21 protein-coding genes are annotated in these 18825 nt (G+C 65.0%); all 21 read left to right on the top strand.

Annotated features, from left to right (window positions below; translation table 11 throughout):
• Positions 1–809, top strand: an 809-nt coding sequence (locus I5M_RS31510) for a DNA cytosine methyltransferase (RefSeq protein WP_148287920.1), incomplete at its 5' end; no start/stop codon positions are given.
• Positions 806–2074, top strand: coding sequence for a CHC2 zinc finger domain-containing protein (locus tag I5M_RS30190; protein ID WP_022722963.1), 1269 nt, complete (start codon positions 806–808; stop codon positions 2072–2074). The genes I5M_RS31510 and I5M_RS30190, both read left to right, overlap by 4 nt.
• Positions 2075–2079: 5 nt before the next feature.
• Positions 2080–3933 carry a phage/plasmid primase, P4 family gene (locus I5M_RS19655; RefSeq protein WP_022722962.1) on the top strand — a complete coding sequence of 618 codons (1854 nt, stop codon included), beginning with the start codon at positions 2080–2082 and terminating at the stop codon, positions 3931–3933.
• Positions 3934–4243: 310 nt separating this feature from the next.
• Complete coding sequence (locus I5M_RS19650) at positions 4244–5164, top strand: hypothetical protein (RefSeq protein WP_022722961.1); 921 nt, start codon at positions 4244–4246, stop codon at positions 5162–5164.
• Positions 5165–5643: 479 nt separating this feature from the next.
• Positions 5644–5871: a hypothetical protein gene (locus I5M_RS19645; RefSeq protein ID WP_022722960.1), complete on the top strand. Its 228-nt coding sequence runs from the start codon at positions 5644–5646 to the stop codon at positions 5869–5871.
• Positions 5872–6089: 218 nt separating this feature from the next.
• Positions 6090–6212 carry a hypothetical protein gene (locus I5M_RS34115; protein ID WP_283804877.1) on the top strand — a complete coding sequence of 41 codons (123 nt, stop codon included), beginning with the start codon at positions 6090–6092 and terminating at the stop codon, positions 6210–6212.
• A gap of 3 nt (positions 6213–6215) precedes the next feature.
• Complete coding sequence (locus I5M_RS30185) at positions 6216–6779, top strand: hypothetical protein (protein ID WP_022722958.1); 564 nt, start codon at positions 6216–6218, stop codon at positions 6777–6779.
• A gap of 34 nt (positions 6780–6813) precedes the next feature.
• Entirely contained in the window at positions 6814–6993 is a 180-nt protein-coding gene (locus tag I5M_RS19630; RefSeq protein ID WP_148287918.1) for a hypothetical protein, read from the top strand.
• A 131-nt stretch (positions 6994–7124) separates the two neighbouring features.
• Positions 7125–7742 carry a hypothetical protein gene (locus I5M_RS19625; protein ID WP_022722956.1) on the top strand — a complete coding sequence of 206 codons (618 nt, stop codon included), beginning with the start codon at positions 7125–7127 and terminating at the stop codon, positions 7740–7742.
• A 17-nt stretch (positions 7743–7759) separates the two neighbouring features.
• Positions 7760–9895, top strand: coding sequence for a phage terminase large subunit family protein (locus I5M_RS19620; protein ID WP_022722955.1), 2136 nt, complete (start codon positions 7760–7762; stop codon positions 9893–9895).
• Positions 9896–9932: 37 nt separating this feature from the next.
• Positions 9933–10574: a hypothetical protein gene (locus I5M_RS19615; RefSeq protein WP_022722954.1), complete on the top strand. Its 642-nt coding sequence runs from the start codon at positions 9933–9935 to the stop codon at positions 10572–10574.
• A 4-nt stretch (positions 10575–10578) separates the two neighbouring features.
• Positions 10579–10788, top strand: a complete 210-nt coding sequence (locus I5M_RS30180; RefSeq protein WP_022722953.1) for a phage head-tail joining protein — start codon at positions 10579–10581, stop codon at positions 10786–10788.
• 2 nt (positions 10789–10790) lie between these two features.
• Positions 10791–12332 (top strand): phage portal protein, encoded by a 1542-nt coding sequence (locus tag I5M_RS19605; RefSeq protein ID WP_022722952.1) that lies wholly within the window; start codon positions 10791–10793, stop codon positions 12330–12332.
• A complete protein-coding gene (locus I5M_RS19600; RefSeq protein ID WP_159104013.1) occupies positions 12313–14382 on the top strand; it encodes a prohead protease/major capsid protein fusion protein in 2070 nt (689 codons plus the stop codon). The genes I5M_RS19605 and I5M_RS19600 overlap by 20 nt, the downstream gene beginning before the upstream one ends.
• An 88-nt stretch (positions 14383–14470) precedes the next feature.
• Positions 14471–14809 carry a DUF2190 family protein gene (locus I5M_RS19595; protein WP_022722950.1) on the top strand — a complete coding sequence of 113 codons (339 nt, stop codon included), beginning with the start codon at positions 14471–14473 and terminating at the stop codon, positions 14807–14809.
• Between the two features lie 54 nt (positions 14810–14863).
• Positions 14864–15241, top strand: a complete 378-nt coding sequence (locus I5M_RS19590) for a hypothetical protein (RefSeq protein WP_148287917.1) — start codon at positions 14864–14866, stop codon at positions 15239–15241.
• Entirely contained in the window at positions 15228–16004 is a 777-nt protein-coding gene (locus I5M_RS19585) for a hypothetical protein (protein ID WP_148287916.1), read from the top strand. The genes I5M_RS19590 and I5M_RS19585 overlap by 14 nt, the downstream gene beginning before the upstream one ends.
• Before the next feature lie 5 nt (positions 16005–16009).
• The gene (locus tag I5M_RS19580) at positions 16010–16291 is read left to right on the top strand and encodes a DUF2635 domain-containing protein (protein WP_022722947.1); all 282 of its coding nucleotides are present in this window, start codon (positions 16010–16012) and stop codon (positions 16289–16291) included.
• An 83-nt stretch (positions 16292–16374) separates the two neighbouring features.
• On the top strand, positions 16375–17883 hold the full coding sequence (locus tag I5M_RS19575; RefSeq protein ID WP_022722946.1) for a phage tail sheath subtilisin-like domain-containing protein: 1509 nt from the start codon (positions 16375–16377) through the stop codon (positions 17881–17883).
• Between the two features lie 82 nt (positions 17884–17965).
• The gene (locus tag I5M_RS19570; RefSeq protein ID WP_022722945.1) at positions 17966–18355 is read left to right on the top strand and encodes a phage tail tube protein; all 390 of its coding nucleotides are present in this window, start codon (positions 17966–17968) and stop codon (positions 18353–18355) included.
• 41 nt (positions 18356–18396) lie between these two features.
• The gene (locus I5M_RS31010; protein ID WP_148287915.1) at positions 18397–18732 is read left to right on the top strand and encodes a hypothetical protein; all 336 of its coding nucleotides are present in this window, start codon (positions 18397–18399) and stop codon (positions 18730–18732) included.
• Positions 18733–18825 lie beyond the last annotated feature (93 nt).

Raw genomic sequence — 18825 nt, 5'->3', positions numbered from 1 at the left:
CTTGCTCGCCGCTCCGCCCCGAGTGGCTGGCGTGGGAGAATGTCGCCGGAGTCCTTTCAAGCGACGACGGACGAGCTTTTGCAAGTCTTTTGGGACTGCTCACCGGGCGGCGAATCATCGTCCCCGCCGGCGGCTGGCGATCTGCGGGCGTTGTCGAGGGCATCGCGCGCGCATACGGCGTCGCATGGCGCGTGCTTGACGCTCAGTATGTGCGAGTGGACGGATACGGCCGCGCTGTCCCTCAACGACGACGGCGTGTGTTCGTTGTCGGATATCTTGGCGACTGGCGACGTGCCGCCGCGGTACTATTTGAGCGCGAAGGCTTGCAGGGGAATCCTGCGCCGCGCCGAGAGGCGGGGCAAGGCGTTGCCGGAACGATTAGCGCAAGCCTTGCGCGCTGTAGCGCAGGTGACGCCGACCGAGGCGGACTGATTCCTGTTGTCGCCAATCCGCTCACCGCGCGGATGCACAAGGGCGTCAACACCACGATGGATGAGGGGCAAACGATGCTTATTCAGCCGTGCGCATTCGACGCGCGGCAGAGCGACGTTGTTACTTACGGCAACCTTTCGGGGCCGCTCGACACGGATGGCGGATCGGTTGCCGTGTTTGTGTCCGCGCGCGTGCGCCGGTTGATGCCGCTCGAATGCGAACGGTTGCAAGGCTTTCCCGACGGCTACACGGCGATTCCATTCCGCGGCAAGCCGGCGGCCGATGGTCCGCGGTACAAGGCGCTCGGCAACAGCATGCCTGTCAACGCGATGCGATGGCTAGGCCGGCGCATCGACATGGTGAGGGCGATTCCATGATCTCGCCTGATCAACTACTCGACTTGAAGGTGCGCAATCCGGTCAACACCGTTGCCGGGCAGTGGGTCAAGCTGCGGTCTGCGGGCCGGCGCGGATGGGTCGGCCCGTGTCCGTTGTGCTCGCCCGATCCGCAGTCGCGCAGCGCTACGCGCTTTGAGTGCACGGCGGACAAATGGGTCTGCGCTGTCTGCGAAGATGGCGGCGACGTGGTCAAGCTGATGCGCAAGCGCGAGGGCGTCACCTTTCCCGACGCGGTCGATCGCCTCGGCGGCGCGCGCGAGGAAGCGCCGACGCCAGAGATCGCCAAGCGCCGCGGCCGGGCCGATTGCCGGGCCGCGGATGCGCCTGGTGATCGGCCGGCGCGCTACCCTGACAACTACACGACGGCCGCGCTGCGCGACGCCTACGAGGCCGGCTGGCGCGCGCAGCGGCGCGCCGATGCTTATGAGGTGTTCGCGCGCGAGCGCGAGCGGAAGCGGTTGTTTACGTTTTGGGAAGCTGCGCGGGCCGGCGATCACGTGGCCTATTTGCGCCGGCGCGGCGTCGATATCCCGCCGGGCGCCAAGCTGCGGACGCATCCGGACATGCCGTATTTCGCCGACGGCAAAGAGAATGAACCGCTGCGCGTGTGCAGCGGTCCGGCGATGCTGGCGCCGATCCTGATGCCGGCGCCGGATCGCGACGTGTTCGCAGGGCTGCATATCACTTGGCTCGATCCGGAAGGACCGAAGGGCAAGCGGGTGATCATCCACCCGCACACCGGCGAGGTGATGCCGTCGAAAAAGGTGAGGGGCAGCAAACGAGGCGGATACATCCCGCTCGGCGGCGTGTGCGATCCGTTCGACGATCGGGCGCCGTGGCGCCGGCTGATCGCCGGCGAGGGGATCGAGACGGTGCTAGCCGTTTACACGGCGCTGTCGTTCTCCGCGCGGGATCTGCGCGGCACGCTTTTTCGATCGAGCGCGGACCTTGGCAACCTCGCCGGCCGTTCGCTCGAAACGGTTGCGCATCCGACACTCAAGACGCCTGGCGGCCGCGCGCAGCGCGTGCCGGGGCCGACGCCTGATCTCGGCGAACCGGCAATGCCGGTGCCGGACACAATCGACGAGCTGGTGCTGCTCGGCGACGGTGACAGTGAACCATTCATGACGCGCCACGCGCTCGCCCGCGCTGCGGCTCGCAATGCCCGTGAGGGACGTACCGTCCGCCAGCGGTTCGCGCCGGCGGGCGTGGATTTCGACGACATGATGCCGAGTCGGGACTAACAGCAATGAACAGCTTTGACGATGACAACATTCCGCCCCACGAGCGCGTGGCGCGTATCATCGAGTCCGACGACGACGCTACCGATCCGTTTCCGGCCGCCCCGCACCCCGCGGAAGGGGGCTCCCCCTACGGGGGGCAAGGCGAGGATGAGGTGATCCCGGCCGATGATGAGCGGCCGGCGGATGCTGCGGAGATCGCGCGCGACGTGCTGATTGCCTGCGCGCACGAACCGCAGAATGACGTCGGCAACGGTCAACGGCTGTTGCGCCATTTCGGCGCCGATCTGCTCAACGTCCGCAACGTCGGCTGGCACGCTTGGGCCGGAGCCTATTGGGAGCGGGAAGGCGGCGGCGAGATCGCGATGCGGCTGGCGCACAAAACGGCGGCGCGCATCGTGCTTGAAGCCGACGTGATGGCGGCGACTCCGAACGAACAGCGCGCAATCGATGCGGCGAGCCAAGCGCGCGACGCGCTGGCGGCGATCGAAAGCGCCAAGGGCAGCGATGCCCGCAAGGATTCGCGATGGCAAATGCTGTCACGGATCGTCGAGGCCGGCGACGCCGCGGCGGATGCACTCAAGGCGCGCCAGATCGCCCGGCGCAAATACTCGGTATCAAGCGGCAACTCTGGAAAGGTCAAAGGCATGCTCGATTCAGCGCAGCCCTATAAGACGGTGACAATCGACGATCTCGACGCCGATCCGCTGGCGTTCAACGTCCAGAATGGAACGCTGCGGTTCGTCTGCAGCGACGTTCCTGATCCCGACGCGTCGGACCATTCCGACAAGACGATCAAGCAATGGCGCGTCGAGCTGACACCGCACCGGCGCGAGGATGGGGTGACTAAGGTCGCGCCGGTCGAGTACATCGAAGGCGCCGGTGCACCGCATTTCGAGGCGGCGGTGAAACGCTTCCTGCCGATCGAGCCGGTGCGCGACTTCGTGCAGCGTTATCATGGCTACGCCTTGACCGGCCTCACGGGCGAACAGTGCTTCGTATTCAGCTACGGTACCGGCGCGAACTGGAAATCGACGTTCGTCGAGATCATCGCGCGGATCATGGGGCCTTACTGCGCAACTATCAACTTTGAGTCGCTGTCGGGTGATCAGCAGCGATCCGGCTCGGGGCCGTCACCGGACCTCGCCCGGCTGCCCGGCGCCCGCCTGGTGCGGGCGTCCGAACCGGAAAGGGGTGTGCAGTTCAAAGAGGCGCTGATTAAGTCGCTCACGGGCGGCGAGCCGATGCTCGTGCGGTCGCTCAACAAAGAGTTTTTCGAGTTTCGGCCGACCTTCAAGCTCGTTCTGTCGGGCAATCACAAGCCAGAGGTGAGCGGCGTCGATCATGGCATTTGGCGGCGCATCAAGTTCGTGCCGTGGCCGGTGACGATCGCCGATCACGAGCGGCGGCCGATGGATGAGGTGATGGGCGAGATTTGGCCCGAGCGGTCCGGCGTCCTGAATTGGCTTATCGCCGGCGCGCTCGATTACTTGAATAGCGGGCTGCGGACACCGCCCGAGGTGATGGAAGCGACGGCGGAATACCGGGACGAAATGGACCCGGTGGGAACGTTCATTGGTAGCTGCGTCGAAAGCGTTCCGTCACTGGCCGACGGCACACCGGCGGCGAGCGTGTCGGCTCGCGAAATGTACGATGCTTTTGCGTCCTGGGCGATCGCGAACGCGGTGCGGCCTTGGAAGGAAAAGAGCTTCGGCACGGCGATGTCGCAAAAGGGTTTCGCCAAAAGCCGCGCCAAGGCCGGCGTTCGGTACGATCACGTGCGGCTCAAGGATGTTCCCGCCGCCGCTCGCCGGCGATCAGATGATCCGCCGCACCCCGCCGACGACGACGTTCCGGTGTAGGGATGTAGGGTCGGTGTAGGGTTAGTTAGCAACCCTACACCGCAATTTCGTTCGCAGGATCAAAACGATGCGGGGTGCTGGTGTAGGGATGTAGGGTTGAGGGCGAATTTTTCCCTTCCCTTTTAATTCGGGGTGCGGGGCGGCGAAAGCGGACTCTCTCATATGCGTATAGCCTCAACCCTACATCCCTACACCCGCCTTTTCTAACTCACTGTAAATAAGCAAAAAAACCCGGTGTAGGATTACTTAGCAACCCTACACCAACCCTACATCCCTACACCAACACAAGTTCCATCAGCAGGGGGCAGCCTTGAAGCCGAAAAAGTCGATCGATATCGAAAAACTGGTGCAATGGGCGATGCGCGAGGAATTGCCCAAGGGCCGCGCTGTCTCGGCGTCGCCTTGGGATTTGCTGATGCAACACTGCGCGCTCGGCGTGCGGGTTGATACCAGCTTTCAGCCGGGCGAGGGCCTCGGCTTTGTCGGCGGCGATCCGCACCCGGACGCGCTGATCGTCGCCGCCGCAGTGCGCGCGCTCGACACCGAAGCGCGGTTCGCGAGCTACGCCGACGCCGAAGTGTTGTTCGGTGAGTTTCTGCCGATCGCTGGTGATGCGGTCGCCGCGATCACTGTTGCGACGTTCGATCCGCGCGGCGTGGTGATTAGTTCGGCCGTGATGGGCTCGCGCCCCAAATGGAAATTCGAGCTGCCGGCGCCGCGCCAGCGCTTCTATGAAATGCCGAATGCGCGCGGCGAGGTGCGGCGCCATCCGATTGTGCTCGGCACCGATGCGGCGGGTGATGTCGTGATGCTCAAGAAGAACCGCGGCCGCGCGTGGCAGCGCGAGGGCGATTACTCGCTTGCGATGTCACCGCGCTCGCCGATCGAATGGCACGATCCCGTACCGCTCAAGGTCGCCGATGCGCGCGCCGAATATGTCGCGTGGCACCGGGCTATGATCACGCTCGCGCACAATCTGCACGGCGCGCTTGCTGATTACCAGCCGACACCGCCGGCGGCGCCGGCGCTGCCGTGGTTGACGGGCGAGCCGGCGTCGCGCGTGATCTGCGGCGCGGCGCTGGCACGTTTCGCGAGCGAAGGTCGACCGCTCGCGCCCAAGCGGCCAGCCGGCGAACGGCCGACCGAGTCGCCGATCAAGGCCGAAAGCGTCGCATCCTACAATCGGGCGAGCCGCACGAAAATTAAGAAAACCGCTGCGGCAGTGGCTTAAGTCGCGACCTGCGTATAGGGCTCCTTGACCGGAACGCCGCGCTTGACATACACCGGGAGCGTTCCAAAAGACGGGAAGCAAAGGCCGCCGCGATCCGGCGGCCTTGTCGTTTCAAATACCGACTACTCCGATCAAGGGAATCGAACCAAATGCGTAAGCTGTAGCAGCCTCGCCATTCGGTAACGTGTGATGCGTAACGCGCCTCGATCTTTCGGCGCGATGACATAGCAACCCCAGCCATAGCGGCCCTGTTGCATCCTACTGACGACGCAACGCGATTAGTACGCCTCTCCTGGCGGCAAGAGTATCGGCGCCCAAGCCGGTTGAGCTGCAGGCCGACGCAATGCAATCGCAATCTGAAAGCCTGACGGCCGCCCTATCGCACGGGCGTTAATCTCGGCGCGGACGGCCAACTGAGAACGGCCCGACTAGCTCGGCGGCGATACGGCCGGGCAACCATTCTCAATCGAGGCGATGCGATGACGCAAGGTATCAAGCCCGGCGACTACGTCGACGTGCGCGCGGTCGCCGTCGGCCTCGATGGCGCGGGTAAGCTGATCGTTCGCGTGCCTGGCGCGTATGCCGTCGCGCAGATGGCAATCGCCGATCACGTGGTGCTCGACGTGACGCCGCGCGAGCCGGCGGCGATCGCCGCCGACGTGGTGTGTTGCACCTATGACAATATCGCGCCGCTGCGGCGGGGCTAACCAAACAATCTGTTTCGGCGCGCGCGGACATCCGGCACGCAAACAAACGTCAACAGCGGATTCGATCCCGCGACGACGCCGAACAGGGCAGCGCGATGTCGCTACGGCAGGCGCTGCCCGGCTCTTTCCAACTAGTGAGGTGTTCCATGGGTTGCCGCTGCAATGAGCGCAAATCTGCGATCGTGCGCGGCGTATCCGCCGCCGCGCGTGGTGATGTCATGACGGCCGCCAAATCGGCCGGCTTCGTCGCGCGCACCCTGTCGGAAGATGCGCGCTCGGGCGCACTACGTGCGGCGGCGCGTAACAAGCTCGCGCAGTTGCGCGGCCAGATCAGGCGGTAGCGCATGGCGCTCACCACGCTCGAAATCAACGCCTCACAAGTCGAGCACCTTGCCGAGCTGTTCAAGCTCGCCGAACAGCGTGCGCCGGCGGCGATCGCTCGCGCGGTGCGCCGTACCGGCGACATGACGAAAACCCGGATGGTCCGTTCGCTCACAAAGCAAACGGGCCTTAAGCGCGACGTGATCGTGCGGGCGATAAAGCCTCGCCCGGCGGGCCTCACCTATTCGCTGATGTCGCGCGGCGGCAACGTTCACTTGAAGTATTTCAAGGCGCGCGAAACCCGCAAGGGCGTGTCGGCTGCGCCGTGGAATCATCGGCGCGTGTTCGCCGGCACGTTCATTAAGGGCGGCCGCTTTCCAAAGCGCGTCGGCCTCAACCTCGGCGGCCAAACCTACGCCCGCACCGGCAAGGGGCGCACGCCGATCGTAAGCCAGCGCTCGGGCTTGTTCATTCCGCGCGAAATGGTCTCCGGCAATACCGCGGCAGAGTTCCTAACGGCCGTGCGCACCATTTTGCCGGTTCGGCTGCAGCATGAAATCGGCGCGATCCTTGGCGGTCATGCGTGAGGTTGTGATGGTGAGGCGAGCCAGAGGCGAGCGCGTGCTAGCCGTGTTGATTGTGCTGGCGTGCATCGCCGGCTCGGCCCTGATCGCGGACGCTGCGGCGCTGATCCTGTACGTCGCAGGCGCCGGCGGGCCGTGCATCCTGACCGTCAAGGCGGCGGCTGCCGCGGCCGGCGGCATGCTCGGGCGGGCGGTGACGGTTCCGCGGGGCGGCTAGGCGGCGGGTCCTTTCCGGCGGGGGCACCCCTACGGCACAAGCGCGCCCCGAAACGTCGCCAGCGGCAAAACTGAAATCTTGGGTTGACACGGTTGACGGGTTGACACCGAACTAATCAGGGGCGGGGGCAGATGATTGACGAGCCGCGCCTTGATCTCGACGCCGGGCTTTGGCTGTCGATCTCGGACATTGCCCGCCAGAAAGGCAAGTCAAGGCAGGCGATCGCGAAGCGTGTCGCCGGGCTCGTTGAGGCCGGGCTCGTTGATACCAAGCCGGGCGGCGATGGTACTAAGCTCGTGAACCTCGCGCAGTTCGATCGCGCGATCGGCGACACCGGCGACGCTGTGAAAGAAGGCGCAGCGCAGTCGCGCGCCGAGGCTGACATTGCGCCGGCTGGCGATGGCTCGCCGGCGCTTCGCGACCATCAAGCACGCGCCGCGCAGTACACCGCGGACCTTAAATTTCTCGATCTCGAGGAAAGGCTCGGGCGCCTGGTGCCGATCGTCGATGTAACCGACGGCGCGAACAGGGCTGCCGAGTTGATCATTCGTGAGATCGACCGTCTTCCGTCGCATGCCGAAACGCTCGCCGCAGCCGTCGGCAAGGATGGGCCGCAAGGTGCGCGCGTCGCGCTCAAGGATATCGCCCGCGACATTCGCACGGTGATCGCCGAGGCGATGGGCGTGCTTGCGGGTAGTGCGGAGCCGCTGACAATCGATCCGGGCGAGGGCGACGGCGCGCCGGACTAATCTGGCGCGGTGCTGCAATGCTTCGGTTTAAGTATTCGGCCGCCGGCGCGATCGGCGCCGCAATGGCCGCGCTGTTCGCGCCGCCGAAAAAGATCAGTCCGGCGCGTTGGACGGCGAAAAACCTGTATGTGCCGGACGGCCCGCGGGCGAACGAGCTTTGGGACCCGACACTTACGCCGTACGTCGTCGAGCCGCTTGATAACACCGGGCCGGACTCGCCCGTCAACAAACAGGTGATCAAGAAAAGCGCTCAAACCGGCTTCACCGTGATGGCGATTGCCGCCGCCGGCGCGTCGATCGTCACCGATCCGGCCGGCGGCATCTTGCTGGTGCAGCCGACCGACGGCGCCCTTGCGGATTTCATCGCCGACAAGCTCAATCCGGCGATCGAGCAAACCGACGCGCTCAAGGCCAAGGTCAAGCCGCAAGTATCACGCTCGGGCGAGGGCTCGACGACTTACCTTAAGCGCTATCCCGGCGGCTCAATGGCGTTGGCGATCGCCAATTCGACCAAGGATTTGCGCTCGAAAACAAAGCGCAAGATCATCAAAGACGAAGCGAGCGACTATCCGCCTGATCTCGACGGGCAGGGTTCTCCGCACGCGATGATCGAGGCGCGTTACGAGTCGTTTCTGGCAACGGGTGATTGGAAAGAAACCAATATCTCGACGCCGACGATCAAGGGCGCCTGCTACATTGACGAACAGTATCACGCCGGCGATCAGCGCCTTTGGCATGTGGACTGCCCGCACTGTGACGAGCCGTTTTCGTTTCGGTTCGGCCCGCAATTCAAGTTCAACGACTCGTTTCCGTATCAGGCGCACTACATCGCGCCGTGTTGCGGGGCGGTGATCGAGGCGCACGAGAAAATCGCGCTGGTGCGGGCGGGCAGTAAGCGCGCCCCGCGCTCCGAATTTCTCGAAAGCCTCGGGCTGCGCAATGGCTTCATTGCGACGGCGCCGGGGCCTGGCAAGTTTCCGAGCTACCACGTCGACGCGATGTCGTCGCCGTTCGTGCCTTGGGACAAGATCGCCGAACGATGGATCGCAGCACAGAGCAATCCGGGGCTGCTCAAGACGTTTTACAACCTCACGCTTGGCGAAGCGTACGAAATGAAGGGCGACGCGCCCGATCACGTGCGGCTGATGGAGCGGCGCGAGGACTTCCCGCGCGGTCGCATCCCGGCGCGCGGGCTGATGGTGACATTCGCGGCCGACGTGCAGATGCGCGGCATCTATGTCGAGGGCGTCGCATGGGCGCCTAACCGCGAGTCGTGGGTGATTTACGCCGACGTGTTGGAGGGCGACACGACGGACGCAAATTCAGGCGCGTTCCTAAAGCTCGCCGAGCTGTATGATCGCGAGTGGCCGGACGCGTTCGGCGGCAAGCGCCGGCACGATGGCTTTATCATCGACTCGGGCTTCCGCTCACACGTCGTCTATCATTTCTGCTCGACGCGCCATAACGCCTATGCGGCGGACGGCCGCGACGGCTGGAATAAGCCGCCGCTCGGTGTGCCGTCGCTGGTGTCTATCGATCTCGACGGCCGCAAGCTCGGCTCGGGCAAAATCTGGCCGGTCGGCACGTGGCCGCTCAAAGGTCACTGGTACGAGGATTTGCGGCGCGAAGGTCGAAAGGCCGGGCACGAGGTTGATCCGCCTGGTTACTGTCATTTCGGCAACTGGCTTGATGAAACGTATTTCAAGCAAGTAACGGCCGAATATCTCGCCGACAAGACGATCAGCGGCCGCCCGTCAAAGCGATGGGTGCCGCGCGGTGCGCAGGAAAACCATTTCCTCGATTGCCGCATCTACAACATGGCGCTCGCCGATCACCTCGGCTTGTCGACCATGACGGAAGATGAGTGGAAAATCCTAGCGCGCGAGCGCGCGCCGGGCATGTCTCAGGGCGATCTATTCGCGCCGCGCACGCTCGCCTTGCAGATCGCATCCGGTATCGCGTCGGCGGCTGCAGTGAGCGACGCGGCGGCCGAACCGCCGGCGGATCAGGACGCGTCACCGCACACAAACGCCAGTGACGACGCGCCGCCGGCGGCACCGCTCGCCGAGCCGATCGAACCTGTTCGCGCAGATCCCGCGCCGGCGTCAAGCGGCTGGCTTGGGCGGGACACCAGCGGATGGCTCGATCGCTAGCTTTGTTTCGTACGCTACAAAAACAAGGAATGTCGCCATGACAACGAAGCCGGTTTTGATCATCGTCGGCGCCGACAAGGGCGGCGTCGGCAAAACCACGATCACGCGCGCGCTGCTCGACTATCTCGACGCGTCGGGGGTCGCAAACCGGGCATTCGACACCGAAAACGAGGTGCCGGGCGGTGTGCTCAAACGGTTCTATCCGGAGCGGACCGAAATCGTCGATCTGCGCGACTCCGACGGCCAGATGCGCGTTTTCGACACCTTGAACGCGCTCACGGTGACGGTGATCGATATCCGCGCCGGCGTGTTGTCGCCGACGCTGCAGCTCTTGACGGATATCGGTTTCCTCGATCCGGACAAGTACGCAATCACCGTTCTGCACGTGCTCGGCAACAACCAAGCGTCGATCGACGAAATCAAGCCGGTTGCCGCGCGGCTCGCCGCCGGCGCCCGGCACGTCGCGGTCGGCAACCGCATCAACGCGACCAAGTTCGCCTTTCCGGCCGACGCGCTCGACGTGCCGATGCTAGGCGCCGCGGCGGCCGAGGCCGTCGACAAGGCGGATATGCCGTTCGCCGCCTTCGCCAAGGAAAACGCCTCGGCGGTGCTGCGCGGCACGGTGCGCACCTGGCTCGATCGGGTGTTCGCGCAGTTCGCCGGCGCCAAGGTGATCTGAGCCGATGGCGTACACGCAAGACGATATCGACGCGCTCAAGGCCGCGATCGCCGCCGGCGCGCTCAAGACGAAATTCGGATCGGGGCCGGACGCGCGCGAGGTGACATACCGTTCGCTCGCCGAAATGCGCTCGATCCTGGCCGACATGCTGGCCGAGGTGTCGCCGGCGGCGACGTTCAATCCGGTTAGCTACGTCGCCCATAGCAGGGATTAGCAATGTCCGCATTTCTCAAGGCGCTGGCCTATGTGGCGCCGACGGCGGCGTTGCGCCGTGCGCACGCGCTCGCCGCGCTCGACGCGAGCCGAGGCTATGACGCGGCTGTCATGGGCCGGCGCGGCAGCTCGTTCAAGGGAACGATGCAGGATAGCGCAAACGGCGAGATCGGCCCCGCGCTTCACAAGATGCGCGAGCGGTCGAGTGACCTTGTCCGCAATACGTGGATCGGCTCGCGCATCGTCGACGTTCTGTCCGCGCACGTGATCGGCACCGGAATCCATGTCGCTTGGCGCGACAAGCGCCTGCAAGACTTGTGGGATGAATGGTGTTTCGTCTGCGATATCGAGGGCGAGCGCGATTTCGGCGGCGTGCAGTTGAGTGGCTTCCGCTCAATGCTGGAACGCGGCGACGCCGGCGTGCGGATGGTCCCGCGCAAGCTCGACGGCGGCCGCACCGTGCCGCTCGCGTTGCAAGTCGTCGAGGGCGACTTGATCGCGACCGAACGGAACGGGATTTGGGACGGAAAAAAGTCACGCCTCGGAGTCGTGCTCGGCGATTGGAACGAGCGCGAGGGTTATTGGCTCTATCCCGAGCATCCCGGCGAAATGATGCTTTCGCCGATTCCGAAATATGTCGGCATGCTGCCGCACTACGTGCCGCGCTCCGATTTCTGTCACCTCTATCGCATCTTGCGCGCCGGGCAGGTGCGCGGCGTGCCGCTGCTCGCGCCGGTGACGATGGCGGTGCGCGACTACGCCGACACGATGGACGCCGTTGTCATCCAAACCCGGATGCAAGCCTGTTACGGCCTGGTGATCAACAGCGCCGATCCAGTTCGCAACATGGCGGACGCGCAAACGCGCAAGGATGACGCCGGCCGCAATATCGAAAGCATGAGTCCCGGCATGGTGTACCGGGCAAAGCTCGGCGAGACGGTCACGCCGTTCTCGCCGTCGGGAAATGCTCAATTCGAGCCGGTCGCGCTGTCGGCGTTAATGGGCATCGCCTCGGGCGGGCTGATTACTTACGATCAGCTCACAGGCGATCTGCGGCAGGGCAACTATTCATCGCTCAAGGCTGGTGATCGCGTCCTTAAGCGGCTCGTCGAGCAAATCCAGTGGCTTACGCTGGTGCCGCAGTTGCTGCATCGTGTGACCGATCGATGGTTGCAAATGGCGATCATGTCCGGCCACGTGCGCGCGCGCAAAACGCCGTATGTGCGGGAATACGTGATGCCGGCGGTGCAGCCGATCGATCCTATCAAGGATTTGAAGGCCGACATTCTGGCGGTGCGATCCGGTCGGATGTCGCCGCAAGAGTTTATCAGCGCATGGGGTCGCGACTGGCGCAAGGTTGTCGAGGAAACGCGCGAGTTCTGGAAAGCCGCCGACGGCGGCGACACGCCGCTTGTGCTCGACATCGATCCGCGGCGCGTCGATCAGCTCGGCAAGTCGCAACTCACCGACGATAGCGAAAACGATCCGGCCGACGATGACGCCGGCTCGGATGGAGCAAAGCAGAATGAAAATGCAGACGCGTAGCGCGGCGCGGCCGCGCTTGACGCCGGATGGCTTCGAGCCTGGCGCGACCGTTGTGCGGGCCGCGACCGATGATCTTGACGCGCGGTTTCGGCCGCAGAGTTACGACAAGGCGACGCGCACGGTTGAGGCGGTGTTTTCCGCCGGCTCGCGCGTTGCGCGCTGGGGTGTGTACGAGGAACTTGCGATCGGTCCCGCCGCCGTCGATCTGACGCGCGTCGCGCTCGGCCAGTGCCGCGCGCTCGACACTCACTCGCAAAGCTCGATCGACGACGTTCGCGGCGTCGTGACGGAAGCGTGGTTCGAGGGCGGCCTTTTGGTCGGCCGCATTCGCTTCGCTGATACCGAGGCCGGCCGGCGCGCCGAGGGCATGGTTGCCCGCGGCGAGATCACCGGCGTTTCGGTCGGCTACCGCGTGACGACGTGGACTCTCGCGTCGCTCGCAAATGAAGTTGAGGTTTGGCGCGCCGACCGATGGGAATTGCTTGAAGTGTCCCTCGTGTCCGTGCCGGCCGATCCGCAGGCGTCGTTTCGCTCGACGCAAGTCAACACGCAACGGGCAGGCGATGCCCAATCACAAGAGGAAGACGACATGCGGCGCAACGCTGCCAATCCGACCGAATCCACCACGCCCGCGGCGAGCGCTGCGGCCACCGTGCCGGCGCCCGAAGCCGTGCGCACCGCCCCGGCGCCCGCTCCCGAGGCTCCCCGCACCGTCGCCGACGTGACGCGCGCCGCCCCCGCCGCCGACGCCGCCGCGCTGATCGCCGCCGAGCGTACCCGCACCGCCGAGATCAGCGACATCGGCACCCGCGCCGGCATGTCGGCCGATCAGGTGCAGGCCGCGTTGCGCGACGGCACCGGCGTCGAGGTGTTCCGCGCCCGTGCGTTCGATCATATGGCTGCGCAGGCCGATCGCACCCGCACCGGCTCGATCACCGTCACGCGCGACGAAACCGACACGCGTCACCGCTTCATTACCGACGCGCTCACCGTCCGCATGGGCGGCGCCGGCGCGCTGCGCGGCGAAGACGGTCAGGCGCGGGCGCTCGACGCCGCGGCGCGCGAATATGTCGGCTATCGCTTCTCCGATGTCGCCGCGACGATCGTCGGCGAACGCCGGATGCCGATCACTGCTGCCGATCGCGAGGATGTCATCCGCCGCGCGATGACCACCACGGGCGATCTGCCGGTGATCTTCGAGAACGTCGTCAACCGCGTTCTGCTCGCCCGCTATCAGCTCGCGACGCCGACCTACCGGCGTATTTCGGTGCAGCGCAATTTCAGCGACTTCCGTCCGCATGAACAGTTGCGCGTCGGCGATTTCCCGACGCTGCAGCCGGTTACGCAGTCGGGCGAAATCAAGTTCGGCAACTTCGGCGATAGCAAGGAAACGGTCGCCGTGGCGCCGTATGCCGTGCAGTTCGCGATCTCGCGCCGCATCCTGATCGACGACAACGTCGGCGCTATCGATCAGATGCTCGGCAGCTACGGCGACACCGTGGCCCGTTTCGAGGAAGCCACGTTCTACGCCATGAAGGCGATCAACAACGGCAATGGTCCGACGCTGAATGACGGCAATGCGGCCGTGTTCAACACTGCCAAGCACGGCAACCTGGCCGCCGCCGGGACGGCGATCGACTCGGACGCGCTCGGTGTCGGCCGCGCTTCGATGCGCAAGCAGACCAATCAGTCCGGCAACCTGCTCAATTTGCAGGCGCGCATTCTCGCCGTCGGCCCGGACAAGGAAACCGAGGCCGATCGCGCCGTTGCGATCATCACGCCGACGACTGAGCAGGCCGTCAACCCGTTCGGCGGCAAGCTCGAAACTGTGGTGATGCCGGTCGCCGGCAATGCCTGGGAGCTGTACGCCGATCCGGCGGTCGCGCCGTGCTTCGTGTGGGGCATGCTCGACGGCTACAACGCGCCGCGCCTGCGGATCGAAAACCCGTTCGGCGTGCAGGGCGTCGGCGTGTCGCTCGAGCACGATTTCGGCTGCGGCGCCGTCGACTACCGCGGCGCCTACCGCAACCCCGGCAACGCTACCGGCTAAGCGGGCCGGTAATTCGCTGATCTGATCGAGGCGCGCGGCTCAAAGCTACGCGCCTTTCGCGTTTCTCATTCCGTGAAAGGAAGTAGTAATGAACGATTACGTTCAACATGGCCGCACGCTCGACGCGGTCGCGCCCGCCGGCGGCGTGGTGGTCGGCACCCCGTACAAGCTCGGCTCGCTGTTCGGCATCGCGCGTGTCTCCGCCAACGCCGGCGAGGTGTTCCCGTACGAGCGCAAAGGCGTGTGGGGCAACCAGCCGAAGGCGGCCGGCGCCGCCTGGACATTCGGTGACGTTCTGTATTGGGACGACACCGCGAAGAACTACACCAAGACGGCCACCAACAACATGCGCGTCGGCTACGCCGCAGCCGCGGCGCTGTCTGGCGATCTGGTCGGCTCGGTGCTGCTCGGCGTCGATACCGTCTAAGGCGGGGCCTTGAACATGGCGTCACCGTTCGCGCGAGCCGTCGCCGCCGCGGCGGTGACGCATGACCGCATCCAAGGCGAATTGTTCACGTTCGCACCGATGAAGTATCAAGGCGATCGCAACGCGCCGCTCATTCCGGACACCGCGCGCGACGTGGTGCAGCATGTGCTTTGCCCGTTCGGCGAAAGCGCGGCGCGTGCGGGCGGCGGCCCGTTTAGTCAGGTCGGCGTGCAAGCCGAGCGCGCCGCGGTCGCGACGGCGCGGCCTTACGTGTCGCTCGATCTGCGGCGCTTGCCGTGGCGCCCGCGCGCAGGCGATGCGCTCACGGCCGAAGATAGCGGCCGCCGGTTTCGCGTGCATGAGGTGTTGCCGTCGACACCGGGATTTGTGCGCCTCTCATTGAACGAGATTTTCGGTCATGCTGGCTCGTGAATTTATGCGCCTTGCGGTGCTTGAAGCGCTGCGGCCATCGGCGCTGCTCGCGGCTGGCGGACCATGGCCAACGCTTGCCGGCGTGTATGTGTCCGACTCGCGCATCGATCCGATCGACGATGTGAATGCCGACGAACGTCGGCCGCTGATCGGTGTCTACACCGAGGGCTCGTCGCTCACCAAGATCGCCCAATCCGGGCCGGTGTTTTACAAAGGCGAGGTTGAGTTAGTCATCGAAACGTCTGTTGTTGCGAACTATCTGGTTAGCGACGGAAACAACGGAGCGCAGACGATCGTCGACTATGCCGACACCGATGCGGCGACCGAAACGACGCTCGGCGTGATCGAGGAACAAATTTACCACGCGCTGCACGTCGGCCCGACGGGTGCGTTGTTCCGGCAAATGGTCAAGCTGCCGTTCGACGAGTGGCAGTCGACGATCAAGCACCGCGGCGGCGAGGAAAGCGTGAGGCTCGCCGCGCGCACGCTGCGGGCAAAAATCCGCGTCAAAGAGTCCTGCTACGATCCGGCGCCCGCGACGACGCCGACCGATTTTGATCGCTTGCCATCGGGGCTCAAGGCGATTGCGGCGCAGCTAACAGAGTCCACTTACTTGCGCGAGCTTGCGCTCGGCATGGCGCGCGCTGCGCCGGCTATGCCGAAGCGTGTTGATCTGAAAACCGTCGGCCTCACCGCCGCCCCGCAACCCGGCGTAAACGGCACCGCGCCGGTGTCGGCCGCCGCTACGAACCTGCAAGAGTAGTCCGCATGTCGAATATGTTCATCAAGCCGGCAACGATCGAGATCGAGGGCAACGCCGTCGTCGCGCTGGTGCGCGATCCGATTTCACTCGCGCCGCTCGCCGAGGCCGGCGAATGGAAACCGGCGTCTCAATTCTGGCTGCGCCGGGTGCGCGACCGCGACGTGATCAAGACTGAGCCGGCGGCTGTTGCCAGCGCCGCACCAGTCGCGTTCACGCCGTGCGACGCCTGCGCGGTCCCTGCCGATTGCATCGCCGCCGCGCGCTGCGTCAAGGCGCCGATCGCTTAGCGCGCGGCTCGCCACTCGCCTTTCATCCGAAACACACACAACGCCGGCGCTGATGCGCGCGGCGATCGAGGAGTCACGTCAACATGGCGTCGGTTGCGTTCAATAACATTCCCGGCAATGTGCTGGTGCCGTTCTGGTACGCCGAAATCAATTCCGGTGGGACGCCGTTTCAGGCCGATCCGCGCGCGCCTCTGATCGGTCAGAAGCTTGCGAGCGGCACCGCCGCCGTCGGCCAAGTGATCGGCCCGATCCAGAACGAGCGCGAGGCGGATGCGTTCTTCGGCGTCGGTTCGATGCTGTCGGCGATGTACCGCATTGCGCAGCGGGCGGCGCCGTTTCAGCCGATTTGGGCGCTGCCCGTCGCCGAGCCGGCCGGCGCCTATGCGGCCGGTTCGATGACCTTCACCGCGCCCGGCGTCACCGGCGCGGCGATCCTGTGGGCACTCGGCCGCCGCATCGTGTTCCAGGTCAACGCGGCCGACGACGCGGCGACCGAGGCGGCCACTGCGGCTGCGGCGATCAACGCGGCAAATCTGCCCTACACCGCCGCCGTCGACGGCACCACGCCGGCGAAGGTCAATATCACGTCGCGGCACAAGGGCGCGATGTTCAACGGGCAGGAAATGACGTTTGCCACCGATGAGGCGAATGTTCTCAATGCCTCGAATGTGGCCGTGGTCGCGCTCACCGGCGGCTCGGGCTCGCCCGATCTGGCGGCGCCGCTGGCGAACCTCGGCGATCAGGAGTTCGATTTCCTCGCCTCGCCGTATTCGGATACGTCGGCGCTCAACGCGGTGCGCGACTTCCTCGACGATCAGTCCGGCCGTTGGTCGCCGTATCAGCAGCTTTATGGTCACTACTTTACTGCGCAGTTCGGCACGCTTTCCGGCCTTGTCACGTTTGGCAATGGCCGCAACGATCGACACGTGACGGTGATCGGCGGCCAGCGCTCGCCGACGCCGGAATGGGAGATCGCCGCATCGGCCGCCGGCATGGCATGCGCGCACCTCGGCACCGCGCCTGAGGTGTCGCGGCCGCTGCAATCGCTGGTGCTGCCGGGTGTGCTCCCGCCGCGTGATCGTTCGTTGTGGTGGGACACCAACGACCGTCAGGCGCTGTACGCCGATGGCATCGCTGCGACCAAGGTGCGCGCCGACGGCCTGGTCACGATTGACCGCATGGTGACGACGTATCAGACGGCCGACTCCGGCGTGCCGGATAGTACGTTCCGCGATGTCGAAACCATGTTCCAACTGATGTACGTCGCGCGCTACTTCCGCACGGCAGTTTCGAACAAGCACGCTCGGCAGGCGCTCGCCGACGATAACCCGTTCAACCTGCCGCAGATCGCGACGCCGAAATCGGTCCGCGATACGCTGGTGCACGCCTATAACGACCTCGTCGCGCTGGGCGTGTGCGAAAACGCCGGGCTGTTCGCGCAATATCTCGTCGTCGAGCGCGATCCGCTCGATGCGAACCGGCTCAATGCTTATCTGCCCGTTGACGTGGTCAACCAGCTGCGGGTGTTCGCCGCCAATATCACTGCGTTCCTGCAGTACGGCACGCCGTCGGGCACTGCGGCCGTCCAGTAAGCCCGTTCAAAGCCGCCGGACGCAGATCCCGCGCGGCGGCTTTCGCTTTTTCTCATTCCAGACATTCAAGGGGTAACACACGATGGCAGAAGGTGATTGCTGCGATAGCTTCGGCGGTCGCATTTCGATCACGGTCGACGGTGACCGCATGACGCCGAGCGATGCCGATATCACGCTCGATCCGTCGAACATCGAGGTTGAAGGCAAGGCCAATCAGGACGGCTCGGCCTGCTACACGTCCAAGCCGAAACTGTACGGCGCCGAGATCAAGTTTCGCAACGGCTGCGGCATCAAGTGGGACGAACGCCTGCGGCGCTGCAAGATCGACGTGACGATTTCCGAGGAAGACAACAGCCGCACCCACATCTTCACCGGCGCGCGCTTCACCGGCAAGCCGACCGTCAATCTCAGCACTGGCGAGGTCGAGGGCGTCAAGATCGAGGGGCCGCAGTATCAGGCGCTGAACAGCTAAGCGGCTGGTAAGCGAAGGCCGGCGGCGGTGTCGCCGGCCCGATGATCTGCCAACGAGGGAATGAAGATGCGAGCGAAGAAATCGGTGCCGCTGAAAAAGCCGTTACCGGCGCGCACGGCATGGTGACGGATGTTGTGTTGCAGGAACCGACGGCGGCGGACTATTTCGCGCTTGGCGCGCCGCAGACGTGGGTCAAGGCTGCCGGCGGCATGTCGCTCGTCGACAACGATGCGTCGATCCGTGCCTATGCCGAGCGGCTGATCGTCGAGCCTGATCCGCTGATCGCCATGCAGCATATGCCCGTTCTCGACGCGATGGCGGTCAAGGACGCGATCTGTGTTTTTTTTTCGGAAGAGACTCCGACACCGTCGCCTTGATCTGTGATTTCCTCGTGCTGATCGAGCGCGTCGTGAGTGCCGATGCGAGCGGTCGCATGGGGTTGTCCCGAGGTTGAGTATTGGGCGGCCCCG

This window comes from Rhodopseudomonas sp. B29, from assembly GCF_000333455.1.
Lineage (GTDB): Bacteria > Pseudomonadota > Alphaproteobacteria > Rhizobiales > Xanthobacteraceae > Rhodopseudomonas.
This window is presented reverse-complemented; position numbering and strand designations above follow the sequence as displayed.